A 19,708-nucleotide genomic window follows, 5' to 3' on the forward strand; every position below is an offset into this window, starting at 1 on the left:
CTGCCGCAGGGCGCCGCCGGGCAGGAGCTGAACAGCCGGCTCGGCACCGCCGAACGCGACCTGAGGCAGCGTCAACTCGCCGTCACTGTCCAGCGCTGGGGCCTGGCCGCCGTCCCGCTGAAGGCCCCCGCCCCGCCCGCGGACCGGCCCGCCCTCACCGCCGGGCCGAACGTCCTGCTCGCCGACGGCCTGCCGCCCGTCGTCCGCCGCGTCCCCACCGAGGACCGGGTGGTGTTCCTGACCGTCGACGACGGCGCCGAGAAGGACCCCGAGTTCGCCGCGATGGCCGCCGAGCTCGACGTGCCGCTGTCCGTCTTCCTCTCCGACTACCTGGCCCGCTCCGACTACGACTACTTCCGCGCCCTGCGGGACCACGGCGTGAGCATCAACAACCACACCCTCACCCACCCCGACCTGCGCCGTCTCGGCGCGGACGCCCTCCGCAAGGAGATCTGCGGCCAGCAGGACCGCCTGGAACAGGAACTCGGCACCCGCCCCCGCCTGTTCCGGCCCCCCTACGGCGAGTACACCGCCGAAGCGCTGCGCACCGCCGCCTCCTGCGGCGTCACCGCCGTCCCGCTGTGGACCGAGGAGGCCTTCCCCGACCACCTCGAGTACCGCTACGCCGACCAGAGGCTCCACCCCGGCGACATCGTCCTCACCCACTTCCGCGCCCCCGCCCCCGGCTGGAAGGGCAGCATGGCCGACATGCTCCGCCGCGTCGTCGACACCGCCACCGCGCAGGGCTTCGCCGTCGCCCGCCTGGAGGACTACCTCTGACCCGCCGTCAGCCCGGAACCCGCGCGGCCGCCCCGCGCTGACCTCGGCCGATGAGCATCGAGTTGCTGCCGCACGCCCCCCGCGAGCGGATGCCCGCGGCCGCACCCGCCGTCCGCACACCGCTCGGGCCGCTCACCTTCACCGCCGAACTCGACGGCCGGACGCCGCCCGCCGTCCCCGACACGCTGTGGCGGCTGCCCGGTGGCGCCCGCCTTGCCCGCCGGCCCGGCCCGGACGCCGACCTGGAACTGCTGCTCACCCCGTACCGGCCCGCGCCCACCGGCTTCAGCCGGCCCGTCTCCGACGCCCGCGGCGCCGTCCGGCACCTGCGCGCCCACCGCGCCGTACCGCCGCCCCGTACTGACGACGCTGCTCGCCGACCCGCCGCCCGGCACCGACAGCGGGTACGCCGGCGGCCAGCACGACGCCGCGCTGGAGATCATCGGCGCCGGCGTCGAACTCGCCCTGCGCGGGGACGACGCGGAGGCGATCTGCCTCCGCGCCGCCACCGACCGGGACGTCCCGACCCGCTGGGCCGCGCAACCGGCGGCCGTCGAGGACCAGCGCCGCAGCTGGGGTGAGGAGTACTTCCACGGTGACCGCCCCGGCCTGCGGTGGGTGCTGCCCGACCTGCTGCCGGGCGAGCACGTGCTGCTCACCGCCGTTGCCGCGTGGCTGCCCGCCGCCCCGGACGGCGCGGAGGAGGACCTGGCGGGCCCGGTGGGGCGCGCTCACCGGTCTGGACGCCCTGCTGTCGGCCGCCGCCGGGCCCGACGTCGGGGCCGGGCGGACGTCCCGGGGACGGCAGGACCGCCGGATCTGCCGGGTCGGCCCCCTGCCCGGCTGCGACTGCGGGCGTCCCGAGCGACGGCCTCGGGCTACTCCGGTGGCGTCCGCCGCTCGGCCTCGCCGCTGCGCGGGCCCGGGACGGAGGAGACCGCGACCCGGGGCAGCGCGTGCGGGTGGTGCTCGCGCAGGAACGCCACCAGGTGCTCGCGCAGGTCGCAGCGGAGCGTGAACGCGTCGTCCGCGTTGGCGGCCGTGGCCAGCGCGCGGACCACCAGGGTGCTCGGCGTGGTGTCGACGACCTGCAGGGCGCTGCCCTCGCCGTCCCAGCGCGGGTGCTTGGCCAGGTACTCCTCGAACTCGGCGCGCAGCAGGTCGACGGGGGTGCTGTGGTCCAGGTGCAGCAGCGCGGTGCCGGTGATCCGCGAGGAGCGGCGCGACCAGTTCTCGAACGGGCGGCCCGCGAAGTACGACATCGGCATGACGATCCGCCGCTGGTCCCAGGTGGCGATCACCACCGCGGTCAGGGTGATCTCCTCGACGGTGCCCCACTCGCCGCCGACCACCACCACGTCGCCGATCCGGGCCAGGTCGCCGAACGCCATCTGGATGCCGGCGAACAGGTTCGACAGGGCGCTCTGCGCGGCGATGCCGGCCACCACGCCGACCAGGCCCGCCGAGGCGAGCAGGCTGGTCCCGACCACCCGCACCGCCGGGAAGGTCATCAGCATCGCGGCGAGCGCGAGCAGCGCGATCCCGGCCTGCAGGATGCGCCCCAGCAGACCCGCCTGGGTGCGGGCCCGCCCCGCCCACGCCGAGTCGCGCCGGCGCACCGCCAGCCGGACGGCGCCGTCCAGCACCAGCACGGCGGCACGGGCGGCCAGCCAGGCGCAGGAGCCGATGGTGGCGAGCACCAGCAGGTGGCCGACGCCCTCCGGCGCGCGCACCCACGGGCCCGCCGCGAGCAGCAGCCCGCACGCCGCGACCGCGAGGATCGGCCGGCGGCAGCCGCGCAGCACGTCCGGGACGGTGCGGGAGCGGGCGGAGATCCGACGCGCCGTCACCTCGGCGACCCGGTCGCAGCAGTAGAGGACCAGCACCACCGCCGCGCCCGCCGCCGTGAGCCGTACCGCACTCCACCACACGCCGTCCGCCTCCCTCGATTCCGCGTCCCGGCCCCTCCGGCCGGGCCCCGCCCGGCAGCCGGGGCCGGGAGGCCGCCTTTCCGCAGCGCGCCGGTTCACACCCCCGGGTGACCGACCGCACCCGGGAGAAATGGGTGCCCGCTCTCCGGGCATACGCGGGGAGGCCGCCCGGCGAGAGGCCGCCGAGGGGCAGGCAGCAAGGAGGACGGGCCGTGAATCCGATCGAACGCGCGCTGCGCGCCGTCGACCGCACCCAGCAGCAGCACCGGCCGCTGGCCACGGTGTTCGGCGTGATCAAGAAGTACGGCGACGACCGGGGCGGGCTGCTGGCCGCGCTGATCACCTACTACGGGTTCGTGTCGCTGATCCCGCTGCTGCTCCTGCTCTCCACGGTGCTGGGCTTCGTGCTGCACGGGCATCCGGAGGCGCAGCAGGCGGTGGTGGACTCGGCGTTGGCGGACTTCCCGATCATCGGCGACCAGTTGCGGGAGAACGTGCACTCGGTGCAGGGCAGCGGCCTGGCCCTGGTGATCGGCATCGCCGGTCTGCTCTACGGTGCGCTGGGCATCGCGCAGGTGCTCCAGCACGCGATGGCCGAGGTGTGGAACGTGCCCGGCGTGCGGCGGCCCGGCTACTGGCCGCGGCTGGGGCGCAGCCTGGCCCTGTTCGCCGCACTGGGCACCGGCCTGATCGTCACCACCGCCGCGGCCGCCCTGGTCGGCGCCTCGGCGGGCGGGACGCTCGCCCGGGTCGGCGGACTGCTGGTGTCCGCGCTGCTGAACGCGGCCCTCTTCCTGGCCTGCCTGCGGATCCTCACCCCGAAGGAGGTGGCGACCCGGCGACTGCTGCCCGGCAGCCTCGTCGCCGGTCCGCTGTTCACCGTCCTCCAGGCCTTCGGCGCGGCCCTGGTGGCGCATCAACTCCGGCACGCGTCAGCCGTGTACGGCTTCTTCGCGACCGTGATCGGCCTGCTGTCCTGGCTGTACCTCGCCTCGCAGATCACCGTGTACGCCGCCGAGACGAACGTGGTCCTGGCCCGCCGCCTGTGGCCGCGCTCACTCCTCCAACCGCCCCTGACCGGCCCCGACCAGGAGGTACTGGCCTCCCTCGCCCGCCAGGAGGAACGCCGCCCCGAACAGCATGTGGACGTCGAGTTCCACGACCCGGAGAACGACTCCGACAACGGCTCCACCCCCGGACCGGACACCCCCGACTCCGACCCCGGCCCGAGCAAGCACCCATAACCACCGAGCCCGGGCCCGGGCCCGCTTCGGACGACAACTCCGGCCCACGACACCCCGACTCCGCCCCCGGCCGCCGCGGGCCTGCGCGGAGGGCGGCTCCGGCGTGCGGGCGCAGCTTTGCACAGCTTCGGTTCGGGTGCTCCGTGTTCGTTCAAATCGCTTCGTTTCCAGCGCAGTTGACTGGACACTGGCAGCGACGGCCGGGTGACCGGCCGCACCTGAATTCCTTCCGGTGTCGCCGTCCGGCGGTGCCGAACCTGGAACTTGGGAGGGCCGATGAGCATGCAGGGCGAGGCGACGGGGCCCGGCCCCTCGGGACAGTCGCGGTCGTGGTCACGGTGGTGGGCGGCGTCAGCCGTCGCGGTGCTGCTGGTCGCGGTGGCGGCGGGCGTGGTGTGGTGGCAGTGGCCGGCGGGGGACGAGGAGCCGCCGGTGGTGGCGGGCACCGTCCAGGCGGTGGTGCTCCCCGCGGACGAGGTCAGCAAGGCCGTGGGCAGCACGCTGAACGCGCTGACCCGGGCGAGCGAGCCGGCGCCGCCGCTCGCGGCGGATCCGCCGGGCTGCTCGGTGGCCGTCGGACCGGCCACCAGCGTGGTCTACCAAGGGGGTTGGACGGCGTTCGTGTCGGTGGCGCAGCAGGACGCGGCCGATGCGGCGGACCACACCGCCACCCAGACCGTCGGCCGGTACGCCGATGCCGACAGCGCCGGCGAGGTGTTCGGCACCCTCACCGACGGCGTCAAGGCGTGCACCGCCGCGGTGCGGGACGCCTCCGGTGCGAGCGCGTCCCGCTGGACGTACCGGGTGAGCCGCGCCACGGACTCCGTGCTGTCCTGGACGGCCACCCAGGACCAGGGCGGCGGCTGGGCGTGCTACCGGGAGGCCCGGCTGACCGGGTCGACGGTGCTTCAGGCGGCGGTCTGCCAGGCCGGCGACGGCGGCCCGGCGGCCCGTACGCTCGCCGACCGGATGGCGGAGCGCGCCAAGTGACGGGCCGGCTGCGGCGTTTCGCCGCCCTCGCGCTCGCCCCCGCCACCGTCCTGTTCGTCCTGGTGCTGCCCGCCGGGGCCGCGGCGGCCGACGACCCGCCGGCCGCCGTCGCGATCGCGCCGGTCGCCCCGAGTGCCGCCTACTCGCCTTCGCTCAACAAGCAACTGGCGGCGTTCAACCGTCAGTTGGCGGAGCTGCCGACGGACCGGAGCCTGGACGACAAGCAGGCCGAGCTGGACCGGCGGACCAGTGCGTACAACGAGCAGTCGAGGGCCGTCCTCGACGCGCTCGACGCCAACGACAAGAAGATCGACCAGCACAACGCGGAGGTCGCGCAGTACCCGAACGGCGCGCCGCCGGCCGTCGCCGATGCGCTCAATGCGGAAGCCGCAGCGATCAACTCCGAGCAGCAGCAGCTCAAGGACAGGGCAGGAAAGATCGCGGACGAAGGCAACGCGATCAAGTCCGAGCAGCAGGACCTCGACAAACGCAGGAGCGAACTCGGCAGCAGGCGCGGCTCCTTGCAGAGCACCCGCGGCCAACTGGTGACCCAGATGGCCACCGAACTGCTCGCCCGCCTCGCCGCCCCGGCCGCCGCCACCGGCCCGGCCCCGGGCAGCGACCGCGGCCGCCCGTCCGTCGCCGCGCCGCGCGTCGACGGCGGGGACCGGCCCGCCGGCTCGGCGCGCCGCGGGCCGCTCGAACGGTACGCCGACGAGCACAACGTGCGGATCGACGGCCGGCCGGTCGACGCCGTGCTCTCCCCCGCCGCGCTGAGCACACTCTCCCGGGCCGACGCGGGCGTGCTGGAGCCGACCCGCAGGTACGACGGGCTGGTCAAGCAGGGCGACGGCAGCTACCGCGCGCTGACCCTGCGCGACCCGTCCCGGCCGCCGACCGCCGCGCAGCGCGCGTTCGACGCCACCGTCAACGGCGGCGGGTCCGCGGTGACCACGGTGAACGGCAGGAAGGCGGTGATCAGCGGCGTCGACAGCGTCGACGCCCCGGCCGACGCGCCCGCCGCCCCGCCGCAGCGCAACCTCGCCCTCGGACTCGGCGGCCGGGTCCAGCCGTTCGCCGAGCGGCACGGCTACGAACACCTGATGGAGTTCACCATGGCCGAGGTGCGCCGGGAACTGGTGGGCCGGCTGACGGACCCGAACTACCGGATCCACGTCTCGCTGAAGGACCTCAAGGACCTGCCCAACACCCTGGCCCGCGGCTGGGCCTGGGAGGAGAAGGGCGCGAAGGGGATCCTCCCGTTCGAGAACGGCAAGCTCCCCGAGTACGCGCTGACCTGGGAACGCGCCCCGAGCGTCACCGACTGGGAGATGTACCTGATCCACACCCTGCCCGGCGTCCTGGAACGCACCACCTTCTACGACGAGAACGACAACGTGGTGCCGGACCCGTTCCTGACCGAGGGCAACTGACCGAGGGCAACCGACCGAGGGCAGCTGACCGAGGGGACCTGAGAACCACCCACCTGACCCTCCCTCACGTCCATCTGCCGGACGGCCCGGTGGGCGGGCGGCGCGGCGTGGTCGACTGGTCGGCACACCCACCGCCACGGCATCAGGAGGCCTCATGCTGCCCTCGCTCGACGGACTGCTGTTCGCGCCGGTCGCCCGGCCCGCGCAGGGGGAGGTGGACCCGGGCACCCGCTTCGCCTACCGGGAGCGCGACGGGCTGGTGTGGGCCGGCTACCGGGGCGGCGAGATCGTCCACGGGCACCTGGTCGGCACCCGGACCGGCAACACCGTCGAGTTCCGGTACGTGCAGCTCAACCGGGCCGGGGAGACCAACTCGGGGCACTGCGTCAGCGAGTTGAGCCGTCTCGCCGACGGGCGGCTGCGGCTGGACGAGCGCTGGGAGTGGGAGTCCCGGGCCGGCTCGGGCACCAGCGCGGTCGAGGAGGTCCTGCCCGGCCGCTGACCGGGGTTGTCGGTGGCGGCCGCTAGCGTCCGGGCCATGAGTGATCGTGAGAGCTACGCCCCGCTGGTGTTCCTGGAGTACGACCACCGGCCCGGCTCGTACTGCCTGATGCTGACGGACGATCGGATGGTCGCGGTGGACGAGGTGTTCGAGGCGGCCGGCCAGCAGAACGGCGGGTACGGCTGGGAGGCGGTGGCCCGCTCCGCGGTCCGCTCGCGGGCGCCGCACCTGGAGGGCCGCTTCCGCTACGACCCGGAGGCCGGCATGTTCGTCGCGTACGGCGAGGACGCGGCGGCGCTGCGCGAACTCGGCGCGCTGCTGTCCGGCGCGTTCCGCGACCGGCCGACGCTGCGCGAGCTGATCGACGCCGCCGAGCCCGACTGGTTCGACTGATCCCGCCCCGACCTGCCTGACCTGCCCGGACGCGCGAACGCCGACGGCCGCCCCTCCCGACATGAGGGGCGGCCGTCGGCGTGTACGGGTGGTCCGGGCGGGCCGGACCGGTCAGGCGGAGGTGCCTCAGACGGAGAGGACCTGGCCCGGGAAGATGACGTCGGCGCTGGCGCCGATGGTCTGGGCGTTGGCCTTGTACAGCGCGTCCACGGTGGTGCCGTTGGCGGCCGCGATGGCGCTCAGGGTGTCACCGGACTTGACGGTGTAGCTGCCGCCGTCGGTCTTCGCGGCACCGGAGTTGTGCTTCTTCCAGGACTGGCCGCCCTGCTGCTTGTCGGCCTGCGCCTTGCCCTGGGCCTTGCTGCCCTGGGTCTGGTCGGCGGCCGCCGGGGCCTGGCCGCGGGTCTGCGAACGCGAGGCCGCGTTGTCACCGGTGCTGGTGCTGGTGTTGGTGGAGGCCGCGTCGCTCTGCGTGGTGGCCGGCTTCGCGGACTTGGCAGCGGTGTTGCTGGTCGAACCGGTGGTGGCGGCGCTCGACGAGGTGTCGACCTGGGCAGCGGCGCCGCCCTGGGTCAGACCGGCCTGGACGGAGCACACCGGCCAGGCGCCGGGGCCCTGGGAGGCGAGCACCTTCTCGGCGACGGCGATCTGCTGCGCCTTGGTGGCCAGGTTGGCCTGCGGGGCGTAGGCGGTGCCGCCGTACGCGGCCCAGGTGGAGGACGTGAACTGCAGGCCGCCGTAGAAGCCGTTGCCGGTGTCGATGGACCAGTTGCCGGTCGACTCGCACTGGGCGACCTTGTCCCAGGTGGACACGTCGGCGGCGGAGGCCGAGGTCGCCGTAAGGAGGCCGGCCACCGGGAGAGCGGCCACCGCGGAGCCCGCCACGATGGCGGCACGGACGCGGTTGCGGTTACGGCTGCCCTTCTCGGCGGTGGTGGCGGTCTTGGCGGCAGCGGTCTCGTTACGGAAGATCATGCGATTCCTTTCGGATGCCCCGGGCAGGCAAGGCGGAACCAGAGCCCCTGACGGGCCTGCTGTCTCTCGCGCTTGTGGATCGGACGGTGCCGTCTCTTGCCGACGTGCTCTCCGTCGCGGTCACCCTGCCCGTGCGGGCGGCTCGGTGGCCGCTCCGGGGCGTTGGTGTCGGGTGATCCCGGGTAGTGCGCCCTGCACTGGTTACGAAGCTACGGGCGTCCGGGCCGAACTCCAAGCATTCCATGGTCTTCGCAGGTCAGAGCCATGTTACCGGCGGTACAGCGGGGTTTTCGGGTGGTCCGGACCGCGAAATCCCGGGCCCGGGCCGCGCCCGCTGTGACCGGCCTCACCGGATTCGGCCGCCTCCCGCCGGGGAACCGCGCACCCTGCGTGACGGGTGGCCGACCGGCTGCCGACCGTCGCGCCTTCCGGCTATGGGCCGGACCACAGCGGCCACGGCCGGTGCACCTCGCGGTCACCCGCCGTGGCCGTCCGCCCGTCGGCGGGCCCGCTGAACTGCCGCGTCAGGACCGGGCGGTGAGGACGCGGGGCCCGTCCTCGGTGATCGCCACCGTGTGCTCGGAGTGCGCGCCGCGCGAGCCGTCGGCCGAGCGCAGCGTCCAGCCGTCCGGGTCCACCCGCAGCTCCGCCGTGCCCGTGCACCACCACGGCTCCAGCGCCAGGGTCAGCCCCGGGCGCAGCTCCAGGCCGCGGCCGGGCCGTCCGACGTTGGCCACGTGCGGGTCCTCGTGCATGGTGCGACCCAGGCCGTGGCCGCCGAAGTCGGTGTTGATGCGGTAGCCCGCGCCTTGGCCGACCGCGGCGATGGCTGCCGAGATGTCGCCGATCCGGTTGCCGGGCACCGCCGCCGCGATCGCCGCGTCCAGGGCGGCCCGGGTGGAGTCGATCAGCCGGACGTCCTGCTCGGCGGGCGTCCCGGCGACGACGGTGACGGCGGAGTCGGCGACCCAGCCGTCGATCGACACCGCGAAGTCCAGGCTGATCACGTCGCCGTCCCGCAGCACGTAGGGGCGCGGCCGGCCGTGCAGCACTGCGTCGTTCACGGACAGGCAGATCACGTTGCGGAACGGGCCGCGGCCGAAGGACGGCGCGTAGTCCCAGTAGCAGGACACCGCCCCGCGTTCCTCGACCAGCTTCCGGGCCCGGTGCTCCAGGTCCATCACCTCGCGGCCCGGCTCGACCATGGCCGACAGTTCCGCCAGGGTCTCGGCGACGAACCGCCCGGTGACGGCCATCTTCTCGATCGCCTGCGGCGTCTTGAACTCGATCACGACACGACTCCCTGCACAGCGGCGTCGCGCCGCCCGCTCGCTCGGACAGCCGGTATTTGAATACCGGCGGGACGCAGACACCCTAGCAGTCGAACGGTATTTAAATACCGCCCCCGTCGCCTTCTCTACTGTGGCGCGGCCCCCAGTAGCGCCTCGACCGCGGCCCGCGCCTGCCGGGCCGGGGCGGGACTGCCGCTGATCGCGGCGGTGACGATGGCACCCTCGGCGAGCAACTGCACGGGAGACGGGTCGGCGAGGCCGGCGGCGCGGGACCAGTCGGCGAGCCGGCGGTGGAACGCCTCCTTGTGGGCACGCACCTCGGCGAGGACGGCCGGCGAGGCCGGACCCAGTTCGCCGAAGGCGTTGATCCAGGCGCAGCCGCGGAAGCCCGGCTCGGCACACCAGTCGGCGAGCCAGTCGAAGGCGGCCAGCAGCCGCGCCCGCGGGTCGGCATGTGCCTCGGCGGCGGCGGTCAGGCGGCCGCGCCAGCGGAGATCGCGGCGGCGCAGCACGGCGACCACCAGGTCGTCCTTGGCCGGGTGGAGGCGGTAGATGCGCTTGAGCGGCAGTCCACAGGCGGCGCGGACCTCGTCCATGCCGACGGCGCGGATGCCCTTCTCGTAGAACAGCGCCTCAGCGGCGTCGAGGAGCTTCTCGTGGTCCTGCCGGGTCTGTTCCTCGGTGAGCGGGGCGGGCATCGGGCGGCTCCTGCGCGGGATCGGCGGCATCCGGATCGGGGTCGGCGTCCGGATCGACGTCCGGGTCGAAGGCTGGGTCGACGTCCGGATTGACGTGGAGAACGGTCGTTCCCTAGCCTAGCGTCACGCCGAATGGAGAACGACCGTTCTCCATCCGGGCCGAGACCGACCCGAGGAGGCCGCCATGACCGAGGACCGCCCGCCCCGCCCGCCGTTCACCCGCGACACCGCACTCGCCAAGGTCCGCGCCGCCGAGGACGCCTGGAACACCCGCGACCCGCAGCGGGTCGCCCTCGCCTACACACCCGACTCGGTGTGGCGCAACCGCGACACCTTCCTCACCGGCCGCGCCGCGATCGTCGAGTTCCTGACCGCGAAGTGGGCCCGCGAGCACGAGTACGCGCTGCGCAAGAACCTGTGGACCTTCGACGGCGACCGGATCGCCGTCCGCTTCCAGTACGAGTGGCACGACGACGCGGGCCAGTGGTGGCGCAGCTACGGCAACGAGCTGTGGGAGTTCGACGCGAACGGCCTGATGCGGCGGCGCGAGGCCAGCATCGACGACGTGCGGATCACCGCCACCGACCGCCGCATCCTCGGGCCCCGGCAGGACGGCGAACCCGAGCTGCCCGTGCGCTGAGCCCTGCGCCGGAGCCCCGCGCCCTCCGCCGGAGCCCCCGCGCCGGCCGGCGGAGGAGACGGCGGGCCGTCGCGTTCAGTAGCGTGGCGGCATGGTGCGAGTCCCCCTCACCCCCGAGCAGATCGACGCCGGCCGGCGCCTGGGCGCGCTGTTCCGCGAGACCAGGGCCGGCCGCGACCCGGTCGCCGTCGCCCAGAGCGCCGGCATCTCCCCCGAGACCCTCCGCAAGATCGAGATGGGCCGCCTGCCCAGCCCGGGCTTCGGCACGGTGGTCGGCCTGTGCGCCGCGCTCGACGTCCCGCTGGACGACGCCGCCCAGGTGTGGCTGGGCGTGGTCGCCGACGACCGCCGCGCGGCGGGCTGACCACCGTCCGGTCCGGCAACCGTCCGGACCGGACGGACAGGCGGACAAGACGGACAAGACGGACAAGACGGGCCAGACGGATCAGACGGTGGCCAGCACCGCGTACCGCTCGTCGGTCACCGGCCCGCCCCAGAGCTCGGCGTCCGCCGACAGCGGTTCGAGTTGCAGCTCGCTCACCAACGGCCCGACCGCGTCGGCCAGTTCGTCTGCCCGGACGCCGCCCGCCCAGGGCAGCGCGCCCGCACCGGGCGTGTACGGCTCGCTCTCCGCGCCGGCCTCGCGCCACCGGCCCTCGATCAGCACCAGTCGGCCGCCCGGGCGCAGCAGGGTGACCCAGTGGCGGAGTGCGGCCTCCGGGTCGGGCAGCGTCCACAGCAGGTGCCGGCAGAGCACCGCGTCGAAGCGTTCCGCGCCGACGGGCGGCCGTGCGGCGTCGCCGGCCAGGAACCGGGCCGGCCGGCCCGCGCCGGCCAGCTTCGTCCGGGCCCGCTCGACCATCCCGGCCGCCAGGTCCACCCCGGTGACGCGGTGCCCGGCCGCGGCGAGCAGCAGGGACACGGATCCCGTCCCGCACCCGGCGTCCAGCACGTCCAGCGGCCCGCCGGGCAGCCAGCCGGCGAGCCTGCGCTCCCAGGCCCGGCGGGTGGACGCGGCGGCCATCCCGTGGTCGGGCTCCCGGTCGAAGGCGGGGGCGGCGTCGTTCCAGTACTCGGCGATGGCGTGCAGCTGGGTGTCCATCCGGGCATCCTCGCAGCCGCCACCGACAGTTCTCCGGGCCGCCAACCCGGCTGCCGCGTCGGCGACTTCGGACCTTCCGGCGCCGGTCCGGCGTCAGTCCGCTGCCGGTCCGGCGGGGCTCCGGCTCAGCAACTCGGCGGTGCGGTCGGCGAGTTCGACCAGCCAGTGCGGGTCGCCGTGCTCGCGTCCCCAGTGGGCGGCGCTCACGGCGCGGGCCTGGGCCCACCGGCGGACCCGCTCGGGGTCGAGTTCGGCGGCCTCGGCGTAGATCGCCAGGCGGCGCAGCACCGCGCGGTGCGGGTCGTCGGCGGCGAGCAGTTCCTCGACGCGGCTGCGGAGCAGTGTGAAGCCGTCGTAGGCGGGGTCGCCGGCCCGCCCCTTGGGGTCGATGGCCAGCCAGGGCTCGCGTTCGGCGCGCAGGACGTTGCCGAAGTGCAGGTCGCCGTGGACGAGGGTGTCGGGCTGCTCGGGCCCGAGTTCGCGGACGGTGGCGACGGCGGCGTCCACCACCCGGCGCGGCAGCGGCCGGGGCAGCCGGTCGGCGTCGCGGCGGAGTTCCTCCGCCCACGGTCCGGCCTGCTCGCTGAGTCGCGGCAGGCCGGGCGGTGCGGCGACGGCGAGCGTGCGGGTGAGGCGGCCGGCCAGGGCGACGGCCTCGTCCAGGTCGGGGTGGTCGGCGAGGGTGCGCGGGTCGGCCCGTTCCAGCAGCATCGCGAACCGCGCGTCGTCGCGCCGGTGCAGCCGTACCGCGCCCCGCCCGCCCCAGGCGGTGTACGCGTCCGGCTCGTGCACGTTCCCCGGGTGCGGGAACGAGACCTTCAGCACGGCGGCCGCCCCCTCGGCGTCCCGCACCGGCAGCACGAGTCCGACCTGCCCGTGCGTCGCCGCCCCGTCCGGCCGGCACTCCCACTGCTCCAGCAGCGCCTCGACCAGCCCGGGCAACGCGGCGATCCACGCCCGCCCCGCCGCCCCCTCCCGCGCGACGGTCCCCCGCGCGAGCCCCTCCGGTATCCCGATCACCGCCGCACCCTAACCCGCCGTCCTCACCCCGTGAGCACCGACCGACCCGCCGCCCTCACCCCGTGAGGGCCAGGCGCAGGGCCAGCACCGCGACCAGGCCGTAGCCCGCGGCGTAGGTGGAGCGGCGGACGGTCGGGCCGAGTCTGGCGCCGGCGAAGGCGCCGGCTGCGGCGAGGAGGTGCTGCCAGGCGAGGGAGGCCAGGAAGACGCCGGTGGCGAAGGCGGTCGCGCCGGCCCGGGCGTCGGCGCCGCGGGCGGCGACCAGGGCGGTGAAGTAGAGCGCGGTGGTGGGGTTGACGAGGGTGAGGAGGGCGAAGCGGACGAAGGCGCGGGCGGCACTGCGCGGCGCCGGGGTGTCGGCGGCGTCGGCGGCGGTGCGGCGCAGGCCGAGCAGGCCGTGGACGGCGATCGCGCCGAGCAGCAGGGCGGAGACGGCCCGCACCGCGGTTTCGTGGCCGGCGAGCAGGTGGGCGACGCGGGGCCGGCCAGCACGGCGACGGCCGCGTACGCGCCGTCGACCGCGGCGACCGCCGTGGCGCCGCCGGCGGCCGGGCCCAGCCGCGGCGGCCCTCCTGGAGCAGCAGCACGCCGACCGCGCCGAGCGGCACCGCCACTCCGAGTCCGGCCACCGCGCCTTCGAGCACCGCACCTGTCGTCATCCCCTCACGATGGCGTCCGGGCCGCACCGTCCGCACCGCATTTTCGGCCCGCCCCGCCCCGCCGGCGGCCGCCCCGCAGCGCGAGCACCGAACGGTACGACTGCACGGACAGCGCCGACCGCGCCGACAGCACCGAGGCGGCGCTGCGCCAGGACCCGATCGACAGCACCGAGCAGGCCGAGCCGACCGAGCCCAGTGACAGCGCGGAGCAGACCGATCCGACCGACAGGAAGGAGTACGCCGAGCCGATCGACAGGAACGACCCCACCGATCCGATCGAGAGTCCCGCGTCGAGCGCCTTGCGCCGGCCGTTCCGACAGTCCGTCATGCCCCAACCTCCTGAAGTGCCCGTTGACGGGTCAGCCGTACCCGGCCGGCTCCGGTCCACCGCTGCCGCCACCCGGTCGGCCTGTCGGGGGCCGTTCCTGCTTTGATGGGGGCCGGTCGCCCGCGGGGCGGGTCGTCGCTGGTCAGGAGGTTGCGGTGGGCGCCGAGGTGCTGTCGCTGGGGTTGTTGGGCCTGGTGCTGTGGAGTGCGGTGCGGCGGCCGTTCGGGTGGCCGGAGGCGGTGGTCGCGGTTCCGGCGGCGGGGCTGCTGGTGGCCGTCGGGGCGGTGTCGCCCGAGGCGGCGTGGGCCGAGCTGGAACGGCTCGGCCCGGTGGTGGGGTTCCTGGCCGCGGTGCTGGTGCTGGCCCAGCTCTGCGACGACGAGGGCCTGTTCGAGGCGTGCGGCCGCTGGATGGCGAGCGCCTCCGGCGGCAGGCCGGTCCGGCTGCTGGGGCAGGTGTTCGGGGTGGCGGCGGTGGTGACGGCGGTGCTCAGCCTGGACGCCACGGTGGTGCTGCTGACGCCGGTGGTGGCGGCGACGGCCGGTGTCCTCGCGGTCCGGGCCCGGCCGCACGTGTACGCGTGCGGGCACCTGGCGAACACCGCGTCGCTGCTGCTGCCGGTGTCGAACCTGACCAACCTGCTCGCGTTCACCGCCAGCGGCCTGACCTTCGGGCGGTTCACGGCCCTGATGGCGCTGCCGTGGCTGGCCGCGCTCGGCGTCGAGTACCTGCTGCTGCGCCGTTTCTTCGCCGCCGACCTGGCCGTCCCGGCGTCCCGTCCGGCGCCTGCCGAGCGTCCGCGGCTGCCGCGGTTCGCGCTGTGGACGGTGGCCGGCACGCTGGCCGGGTTCGTGGTGGCCTCGGCGCTCGACGTCTCCCCGGCGTGGGCGGCGGCGCTGGGCGCGGCGGTGCTGGCGGTCCGTGCGCTGGCGGCGGGCCGGACGAACACCCGCCGGCTCGTGCGCGCGGCGTCGGTGCCGTTCCTGGCGTTCGTCCTCGCGCTGGGCGTGGTGGTGAAGGCCGTGGTGGACAACGGGCTGGCGGAGTGGCTGGGCGCGCTGGTCCCGGCCGGGGCGTCGCTGCCGTCGCTGTTCGCCCTGGCGGCGCTGGCCGCGCTGCTGGCGAACCTGGTGAACAATCTGCCGGCCACGCTGCTGCTGGTGCCGCTCGCCGCCCCGTCCGGCCCGGGGGCGGTGCTGGCGGTCCTGCTGGGCGTCAACATCGGCCCGAACCTGACGTACGCCGGCTCGCTCGCCACCCTGCTGTGGCGGCGGATCGTGCAGACCCGGGAGATCGACGACGGCGGTCTGGGCACCTTCACCCGGCTCGGCGCGCTCACCACTCCGGCCACCCTGGCCGCCGCCGTCCTCGCCCTCTGGGCCTCGCTGCGGCTGATCGGCGCCTGAGCCCCGCCCCCGACCGGCACCAGAGCACCGGCCCCGACCGGCGCCTGAGCGACCGGCGCGGGACCGGCACCGGGGCGCTGACCAGCGGCGGAGCAGGGTCTGCGGGCATCCGGGGGACGCCTGTCCGGCATCCGGGCGGCGCCCCGCGCGCCCGAACAGCCGAGCGGATGCGCAGCCCGGATGAAACCCCGGCAGCCCCACCCGTCACTCCTGGCCCGGGCCGCCCCGGAGGCCGTAGGGTCGGCCCCGGCCCCAGGTCGGGGAGATTTCCCCGCACTTTTCCGTTATCCGTCGGCCGCCGGTGGATCTCCGAAGGTGTGAGGGCAGGACGCGAGAACACGAGGACGGACCGGGCTGTGGACAGTGGGCGGGTGGCGGCGCTGGTCGGGCGGGCGCAGCACGGCGACCGGCAGGCGGTGGCGGAGCTGGTGGGCGGTCACCTGCCGCTGGTGTACAACGTGGTCGGCCGGGCCCTGTCGGGGCATCCGGACACCGACGACGTGGTGCAGGAGACCATGCTGCGGGCGGTGGACGGCCTGCCGGGGCTGCGGGATCCGGCGGGGTTCCGGAGCTGGCTGGTGGCGATCGCGGTGAACCAGGTGCGCCGCCGCTTCCGCGACGAGAGCGCGGGCGCGGCGCAGGCGGTGCCGGACCCGGCGGCGGTGGCCGATCCGGCGGCGGACTTCGTCGGGCTGACGATCGTCCGGCTGGGGCTGTCGGAGCAGCGGCGGGAGGTCGCGGAGGCGACCCGCTGGCTGGACGAGGGCGACCGGGAGCTGCTGGCGCTGTGGTGGCTGGAGGCGGCGGGCGAGCTGTCGCGGACGGAGCTGGCGGCGGCGCTGGAGGTGTCGCCGCAGCACGCGGCGGTGCGGGTGCAGCGGATGAAGGGCCAGCTGGAGGCGGCCCGGGTGGCGGTGCGGGCGCTGGGCGCGGTGCCGGGCTGTGGGTGGCTGGCGGAGCTGACGGCGGGGTGGGACGGGGTGCCGAGTGCGCTGTGGCGCAAGCGGATCGGCCGTCATGTGCGCGAGTGCGCGGGGTGCGGGGAGCACCGGCGCGGGCTGATGCCGGCGGAGGGGCTGCTGGCCGGGTTGACGCTGGTGCCGCTGCCGGACGACGGGGTGGGCCTGCCGCTGGAGTGGACGGGTTCCGGGTCGGCGGCGCCGGGCGCGGCGCGTTCTCGCACCGGCGGGGGCGCGCGGCGGTGCGGCCCGTGGCGGTTCGCACCGGGCCGGTGAGCGGTCGGCGGACGGCCCGGCGGACCGGCGGGGCCGCCGGGAGGCGCGGCGCCGCGGTCGGCGCCGGGTGCTGGTGGCGGCGGCGCGGTGACGGTCGCGGTGGGGCTGCTGGTGGCGGTGGCGCTGCGGGACGGATCGGCGCCGGCGGACGTGCCGCTGCCCGCGGCGGCGGGTCCGGGGGCGGCGGAGGCGCTGGTGGATCCGGCGGCCGGGACCGCGCCGGGCCCGTCCGGGTCGCCGTCGGGCGCGCCGTCCGGTTCGCCGTCGCCGTCGCCGTCCGCGAAGCCCTCGGTGTCCGCGCCGCCGTCGAGCCAGGCGCCCGTGCCGGCGCCGCCGGTGTCCTCCGCGCCCGCGGCCTCGCCGACGGCGGCGGCCGCCGCGAAGCGGTCCGCGGATCTCGGGCAGCAGGTGCTGGACCTGGTCAACGTGCAGCGTGCGCAGGCGGGTTGTCCGGCGATGCGGTCGAACGCGAAGCTGGCGGCGGCGGCGCAGGAGCAGTCGGACGACATGGCGGCGCGTTCGTTCTTCGACCACACCAACCCGGACGGCGACGGTCCGCAGCAGCGGATCGACGCCGCCGGGTACGAGTGGAGCGGCTGGGGCGAGAACATCGCGCGGGGGCAGAAGGACGCCGCGGCGGTGATGAACAGCTGGATGAACAGCCCGGGCCACCGGGCGAACATCCTGAACTGCAAGTTCACCGAGCTCGGCGTGGGGGTGCACCAGGGCTCCGGCGGGCCTTGGTGGACGCAGGACTTCGGCACTCCGGGCTGATCGCCGGGCGCGCCGCCCGCCCGTGCGGCCCGTGCGGCCCGTGCGCCTGCCGGGCGGGCGGTCAGTCGGCGACGGCCTTGTTGCCCTCCCGGGGGCGCGGGACGGCGTCGGCGGCGTCCGCGCCGGCGGCGGCCGCGGCCGGCGCGGGCTCGCCGAGGACGGCGGCGCGCAGGTCGGCGAGCGCGTCGTCGACGGAGTCGTGGACCTCGAAGATCCGCTGGATGCCGAAGAGTTGGAGGATCTTGCGGGTGTGCGTCTCGGGGCCGGGGAGGACCAGCCGGAGCCGGCCGCCGCGGGAGGACAGCATGCGGCGGGTGGCGACCAGGACGGCGAAGCCCGTGGAGTCGCAGAAGTCGACCCGGCTGATGTCCACCACCATTCGCAGGCAGCCTTCGGTGACCAGTCGCTGGAGGCGCTCGCGGAGTGCGGAGACTCCGCTGATGTCCACCTCGCCGGCGACCTGGACGACCGTCCAGCCGTATCGCTCCCCGTAGCTCACGCTCAGTGCCACTCTGGTGCCTTTCTCCTGGGATCGCTGGGGGTATGCGGCCTCTGCCCGATTCCGGCGGCGCGAACCCTGTTCCGGGTGACGATTTCGCGGTCGGAGGGAGGAATTTCCGCGAAATGTCATGTCCGAGATCCGTTCGACGGTCGAATTCGATGCTCCACCCGACGATCTGCACAGGATTTCCTCCGCTTGGCGGTACCCGGCGGGCCGTCGGCCGTCCCGGCCGGGACGCGCCGGGCGGGGGCCGGTGCCAGGCTGGGAAGGGAGTGCCCGGCGAAGGGAGAGCGCCATGATCACCACCGATTTCGTGCCCGGTTCACCGTGCTGGCTGGACCTGGGCGCGCCGGACGTGTCCGCCGCCGCGGACTTCTACGGGGCGGTGCTGGGCTGGGAGTTCGAGCCGCTGGAGGGTTCCGACGGCGGGTTCGGGCTGGCCCGCTCGGACGGCCGGGCGGCCGCCGGGATCGGGCTGCTCACCGAGCAGGGCGCCCGGTCGGCGTGGATGGTGTACTTCTTCACCCCGGACGTCCACGAGACCGCGGCCTCGGTGCTGCGGGCGGGCGGCACGGTGCGGGTGGAGCCGCGGGACGCGGAGGGCTGGGCGTCGGTGGCGCAGTTCAGCGACCCGCAGGGCGGCCAGTTCGCGGTGTGGACGCCGGGGCGGGCGCGCGGCCTGGAGGTGGCGGACGACCCGGGCGCGCTGTGCTGGACGGAGCTGTACACCTCGGACGCGTCGGCGGCGCTGGCGTTCTACGAGACGGTGTTCGGCTGGCAGCGGGAGGACATGCCGATGCCCGGCGGCGGGGGCGGCACCTACACCATCGTGACCCCGGCCGGGCAGCCCCGGGAGCGGATGCACGGCGGTGTGCTGCAGGTGCCGCCGGAGCAGCTGGCGCTGTCCCGGGGCGTGGCGGCCTGGCATCCGGTGTTCACGGTCTCCGACTGCGACGCGGCGGCGGCGACGGTGCGCACCGAGGGCGGCGAGGTGCTGGTCGGCCCGGCGGACGCGCCCGGGATCGGCCGGATGGCGGTGTGCGCGGACGGCTCGGGCGCGGACTTCGTGCTGATGACCCCGGCCGCCGTTCCCGCCTCCTGACGATCCGTCACCTCGCCTTGCCCTCCTTCACGATTCCCCGGCCCTCGCGCAGTCGTTGCGCGAGGGCGTCGGGCGCGATCAGCGGGTCGGGGTAGCCGGCCGGGCGGCGCCGGGCCCGCCACGGCCGGTGGATCTCCCGGCCGGGCAGCTCGGCGAGTTCGGGCACCCAGCGGCGGACGTACTCGCCGTCGGGGTCGTGCCGGTCGGCCTGGGCGAGCGGGTTGAGGACGCGGTTGGGGCGGGTGTCGGTGCCGGTCCCGGCGACCCACTGCCAGTTCAGCTGGTTGTTCGCCAGGTCGCCGTCGACCAGGTGGGCGAGGAAGTGCCGGGCGCCGAGCCGCCAGTCCAGGTAGAGGCTCTTGGCGAGGAAGCTCGCGGTGAGCAGCCGGGCCCGGTTGTGCATCCAGCCGGTCTCGGCGAGCTGCCGCATTCCGGCGTCGATGACCGGGAAGCCGGTGCGGCCCTGCTGCCAGGCGGCGAGTTCGGCCTCGTCGGTGCGCCAGCTGTCGTGCCGGGTGCGGTAGTCGGCGTGCGCGGCGGCGGGGCGGGCGGCCAGCACCTGGTGGTGGAAGTCCCGCCAGACGAGCTGCCGGACGAAGGCCTCGGCGCCGGGGCCGCCGCGCCGCTCGGCGAGGTGCGCGAGTTCGTTGGCGGACAGGCAGCCGAAGTGCAGGTAGGGCGGCAGGTGCGAGGTGCCGTCGG

22 protein-coding genes are annotated in these 19,708 nt (G+C 75.4%); 12 read left to right on the forward strand and 10 right to left on the reverse strand.

The genetic code is table 11. From position 1 onward, the window contains the following. On the forward strand, nt 1-780 hold a 780-nt coding region (locus KCH_RS04525; RefSeq protein WP_051652729.1), incomplete at its 5' end, for a polysaccharide deacetylase family protein. An 878-nt stretch (nt 781-1,658) separates the two neighbouring features. Here KCH_RS04525 and KCH_RS04535 read toward each other — a convergent pair. Further along, nucleotides 1,659-2,711, reverse strand: coding sequence for a mechanosensitive ion channel family protein (locus KCH_RS04535; RefSeq protein WP_051652730.1), 1,053 nt, complete (start codon nt 2,709-2,711; stop codon nt 1,659-1,661). A 212-nt stretch (nt 2,712-2,923) separates the two neighbouring features. Between KCH_RS04535 and KCH_RS04540 the strand changes: the two genes are divergently transcribed. The 5 genes from KCH_RS04540 to KCH_RS04560 all read left to right on the forward strand — a co-directional run bounded on the left by KCH_RS04540 (nt 2,924) and on the right by KCH_RS04560 (nt 7,273). Then, complete coding sequence (locus KCH_RS04540; RefSeq protein ID WP_051652731.1) at nt 2,924-3,955, forward strand: YihY/virulence factor BrkB family protein; 1,032 nt, start codon at nt 2,924-2,926, stop codon at nt 3,953-3,955. Nucleotides 3,956-4,231: 276 nt separating this feature from the next. Then, complete coding sequence (locus KCH_RS04545; protein ID WP_084223247.1) at nt 4,232-4,945, forward strand: sensor domain-containing protein; 714 nt, start codon at nt 4,232-4,234, stop codon at nt 4,943-4,945. Further along, nucleotides 4,942-6,378 (forward strand): hypothetical protein, encoded by a 1,437-nt coding sequence (locus KCH_RS04550; protein WP_035859248.1) that lies wholly within the window; start codon nt 4,942-4,944, stop codon nt 6,376-6,378. The genes KCH_RS04545 and KCH_RS04550 overlap by 4 nt, the downstream gene beginning before the upstream one ends. Before the next feature lie 154 nt (nt 6,379-6,532). Then, nucleotides 6,533-6,880, forward strand: a complete 348-nt coding sequence (locus tag KCH_RS04555) for an avidin-fold protein (protein WP_035859250.1) — start codon at nt 6,533-6,535, stop codon at nt 6,878-6,880. Between the two features lie 36 nt (nt 6,881-6,916). Beyond that, nucleotides 6,917-7,273 (forward strand): immunity 51 family protein, encoded by a 357-nt coding sequence (locus tag KCH_RS04560; RefSeq protein ID WP_051652732.1) that lies wholly within the window; start codon nt 6,917-6,919, stop codon nt 7,271-7,273. Nucleotides 7,274-7,399: 126 nt separating this feature from the next. Here KCH_RS04560 and KCH_RS04565 read toward each other — a convergent pair whose 3' ends face one another. The 3 genes from KCH_RS04565 to KCH_RS04575 all read right to left on the reverse strand — a co-directional run bounded on the left by KCH_RS04565 (nt 7,400) and on the right by KCH_RS04575 (nt 10,238). After that, nucleotides 7,400-8,248, reverse strand: coding sequence for a LysM peptidoglycan-binding domain-containing protein (locus tag KCH_RS04565; protein WP_051652733.1), 849 nt, complete (start codon nt 8,246-8,248; stop codon nt 7,400-7,402). A gap of 524 nt (nt 8,249-8,772) precedes the next feature. Next, a complete protein-coding gene (gene map, locus KCH_RS04570) occupies nt 8,773-9,540 on the reverse strand; it encodes a type I methionyl aminopeptidase (RefSeq protein ID WP_035859253.1) in 768 nt (255 codons plus the stop codon). 125 nt (nt 9,541-9,665) lie between these two features. Continuing rightward, a complete protein-coding gene (locus KCH_RS04575) occupies nt 9,666-10,238 on the reverse strand; it encodes a TetR/AcrR family transcriptional regulator (RefSeq protein WP_035859255.1) in 573 nt (190 codons plus the stop codon). Between the two features lie 184 nt (nt 10,239-10,422). On the opposite strand from KCH_RS04575, the gene KCH_RS04580 reads away from it, so the two are divergent. Beyond that, the gene (locus KCH_RS04580) at nt 10,423-10,878 is read left to right on the forward strand and encodes a nuclear transport factor 2 family protein (protein ID WP_035859257.1); all 456 of its coding nucleotides are present in this window, start codon (nt 10,423-10,425) and stop codon (nt 10,876-10,878) included. A 91-nt stretch (nt 10,879-10,969) separates the two neighbouring features. After that, nucleotides 10,970-11,242 carry a helix-turn-helix domain-containing protein gene (locus KCH_RS04585; protein ID WP_035859259.1) on the forward strand — a complete coding sequence of 91 codons (273 nt, stop codon included), beginning with the start codon at nt 10,970-10,972 and terminating at the stop codon, nt 11,240-11,242. Nucleotides 11,243-11,323: 81 nt separating this feature from the next. Here KCH_RS04585 and KCH_RS04590 read toward each other — a convergent pair whose 3' ends face one another. The 4 genes from KCH_RS04590 to KCH_RS36815 all read right to left on the reverse strand — a co-directional run bounded on the left by KCH_RS04590 (nt 11,324) and on the right by KCH_RS36815 (nt 13,987). Next, entirely contained in the window at nt 11,324-11,980 is a 657-nt protein-coding gene (locus KCH_RS04590) for a class I SAM-dependent methyltransferase (RefSeq protein WP_035859261.1), read from the reverse strand. Nucleotides 11,981-12,073: 93 nt separating this feature from the next. After that, nucleotides 12,074-13,000, reverse strand: a complete 927-nt coding sequence (locus KCH_RS04595) for an aminoglycoside phosphotransferase family protein (protein WP_035859262.1) — start codon at nt 12,998-13,000, stop codon at nt 12,074-12,076. A 55-nt stretch (nt 13,001-13,055) separates the two neighbouring features. After that, nucleotides 13,056-13,442, reverse strand: a complete 387-nt coding sequence (locus tag KCH_RS36810; RefSeq protein ID WP_051652734.1) for a LysE family transporter — start codon at nt 13,440-13,442, stop codon at nt 13,056-13,058. Between the two features lie 221 nt (nt 13,443-13,663). Beyond that, the gene (locus tag KCH_RS36815) at nt 13,664-13,987 is read right to left on the reverse strand and encodes a hypothetical protein (RefSeq protein WP_051652735.1); all 324 of its coding nucleotides are present in this window, start codon (nt 13,985-13,987) and stop codon (nt 13,664-13,666) included. A 155-nt stretch (nt 13,988-14,142) separates the two neighbouring features. Between KCH_RS36815 and KCH_RS04610 the strand changes: the two genes are divergently transcribed. From KCH_RS04610 to KCH_RS46445, 3 genes are all read left to right on the forward strand, one after another. Continuing rightward, nucleotides 14,143-15,393: an SLC13 family permease gene (locus tag KCH_RS04610; RefSeq protein WP_035859264.1), complete on the forward strand. Its 1,251-nt coding sequence runs from the start codon at nt 14,143-14,145 to the stop codon at nt 15,391-15,393. A gap of 371 nt (nt 15,394-15,764) precedes the next feature. After that, nucleotides 15,765-16,628, forward strand: a complete 864-nt coding sequence (locus KCH_RS46440) for an RNA polymerase sigma factor (protein ID WP_341865342.1) — start codon at nt 15,765-15,767, stop codon at nt 16,626-16,628. Nucleotides 16,629-16,715: 87 nt separating this feature from the next. Next, on the forward strand, nt 16,716-17,402 hold the full coding sequence (locus KCH_RS46445) for a CAP domain-containing protein (protein ID WP_341865343.1): 687 nt from the start codon (nt 16,716-16,718) through the stop codon (nt 17,400-17,402). Between the two features lie 61 nt (nt 17,403-17,463). On the opposite strand, the gene KCH_RS42290 is transcribed toward KCH_RS46445, so the two are convergent. Then, the gene (locus KCH_RS42290) at nt 17,464-17,913 is read right to left on the reverse strand and encodes an STAS domain-containing protein (RefSeq protein ID WP_051652736.1); all 450 of its coding nucleotides are present in this window, start codon (nt 17,911-17,913) and stop codon (nt 17,464-17,466) included. 286 nt (nt 17,914-18,199) lie between these two features. On the opposite strand from KCH_RS42290, the gene KCH_RS04625 reads away from it, so the two are divergent. Continuing rightward, entirely contained in the window at nt 18,200-19,006 is an 807-nt protein-coding gene (locus KCH_RS04625) for a VOC family protein (protein ID WP_035859267.1), read from the forward strand. 7 nt (nt 19,007-19,013) lie between these two features. On the opposite strand, the gene KCH_RS04630 is transcribed toward KCH_RS04625, so the two are convergent. Then, a partial coding sequence (locus KCH_RS04630; protein ID WP_035859268.1) for an FAD-binding domain-containing protein occupies nt 19,014-19,708 on the reverse strand: 695 nt, incomplete at its 5' end.

It is taken from the genome of Kitasatospora cheerisanensis KCTC 2395, from assembly GCF_000696185.1.
Classification (GTDB): Bacteria; Actinomycetota; Actinomycetes; order Streptomycetales; family Streptomycetaceae; genus Kitasatospora; species Kitasatospora cheerisanensis.

Bases quoted from the DNA above. Each gene is read 5' to 3' on its own strand.
- KCH_RS36815 (WP_051652735.1), bottom strand. From the start codon at position 13,987: ATGACGGACTGTCGGAACGGCCGGCGCAAGGCGCTCGACGCGGGACTC.
- KCH_RS04545 (WP_084223247.1), top strand. From the start codon at position 4,232: ATGAGCATGCAGGGCGAGGCGACGGGGCCCGGCCCCTCGGGACAGTCG.
- KCH_RS04555 (WP_035859250.1), top strand. From the start codon at position 6,533: ATGCTGCCCTCGCTCGACGGACTGCTGTTCGCGCCGGTCGCCCGGCCC.
- KCH_RS04590 (WP_035859261.1), bottom strand. From the start codon at position 11,980: ATGGACACCCAGCTGCACGCCATCGCCGAGTACTGGAACGACGCCGCC.
- KCH_RS04560 (WP_051652732.1), top strand. From the start codon at position 6,917: ATGAGTGATCGTGAGAGCTACGCCCCGCTGGTGTTCCTGGAGTACGAC.
- KCH_RS04575 (WP_035859255.1), bottom strand. From the start codon at position 10,238: ATGCCCGCCCCGCTCACCGAGGAACAGACCCGGCAGGACCACGAGAAG.
- KCH_RS04625 (WP_035859267.1), top strand. From the start codon at position 18,200: ATGATCACCACCGATTTCGTGCCCGGTTCACCGTGCTGGCTGGACCTG.
- KCH_RS04565 (WP_051652733.1), bottom strand. From the start codon at position 8,248: ATGATCTTCCGTAACGAGACCGCTGCCGCCAAGACCGCCACCACCGCC.
- KCH_RS04580 (WP_035859257.1), top strand. From the start codon at position 10,423: ATGACCGAGGACCGCCCGCCCCGCCCGCCGTTCACCCGCGACACCGCA.
- KCH_RS04585 (WP_035859259.1), top strand. From the start codon at position 10,970: ATGGTGCGAGTCCCCCTCACCCCCGAGCAGATCGACGCCGGCCGGCGC.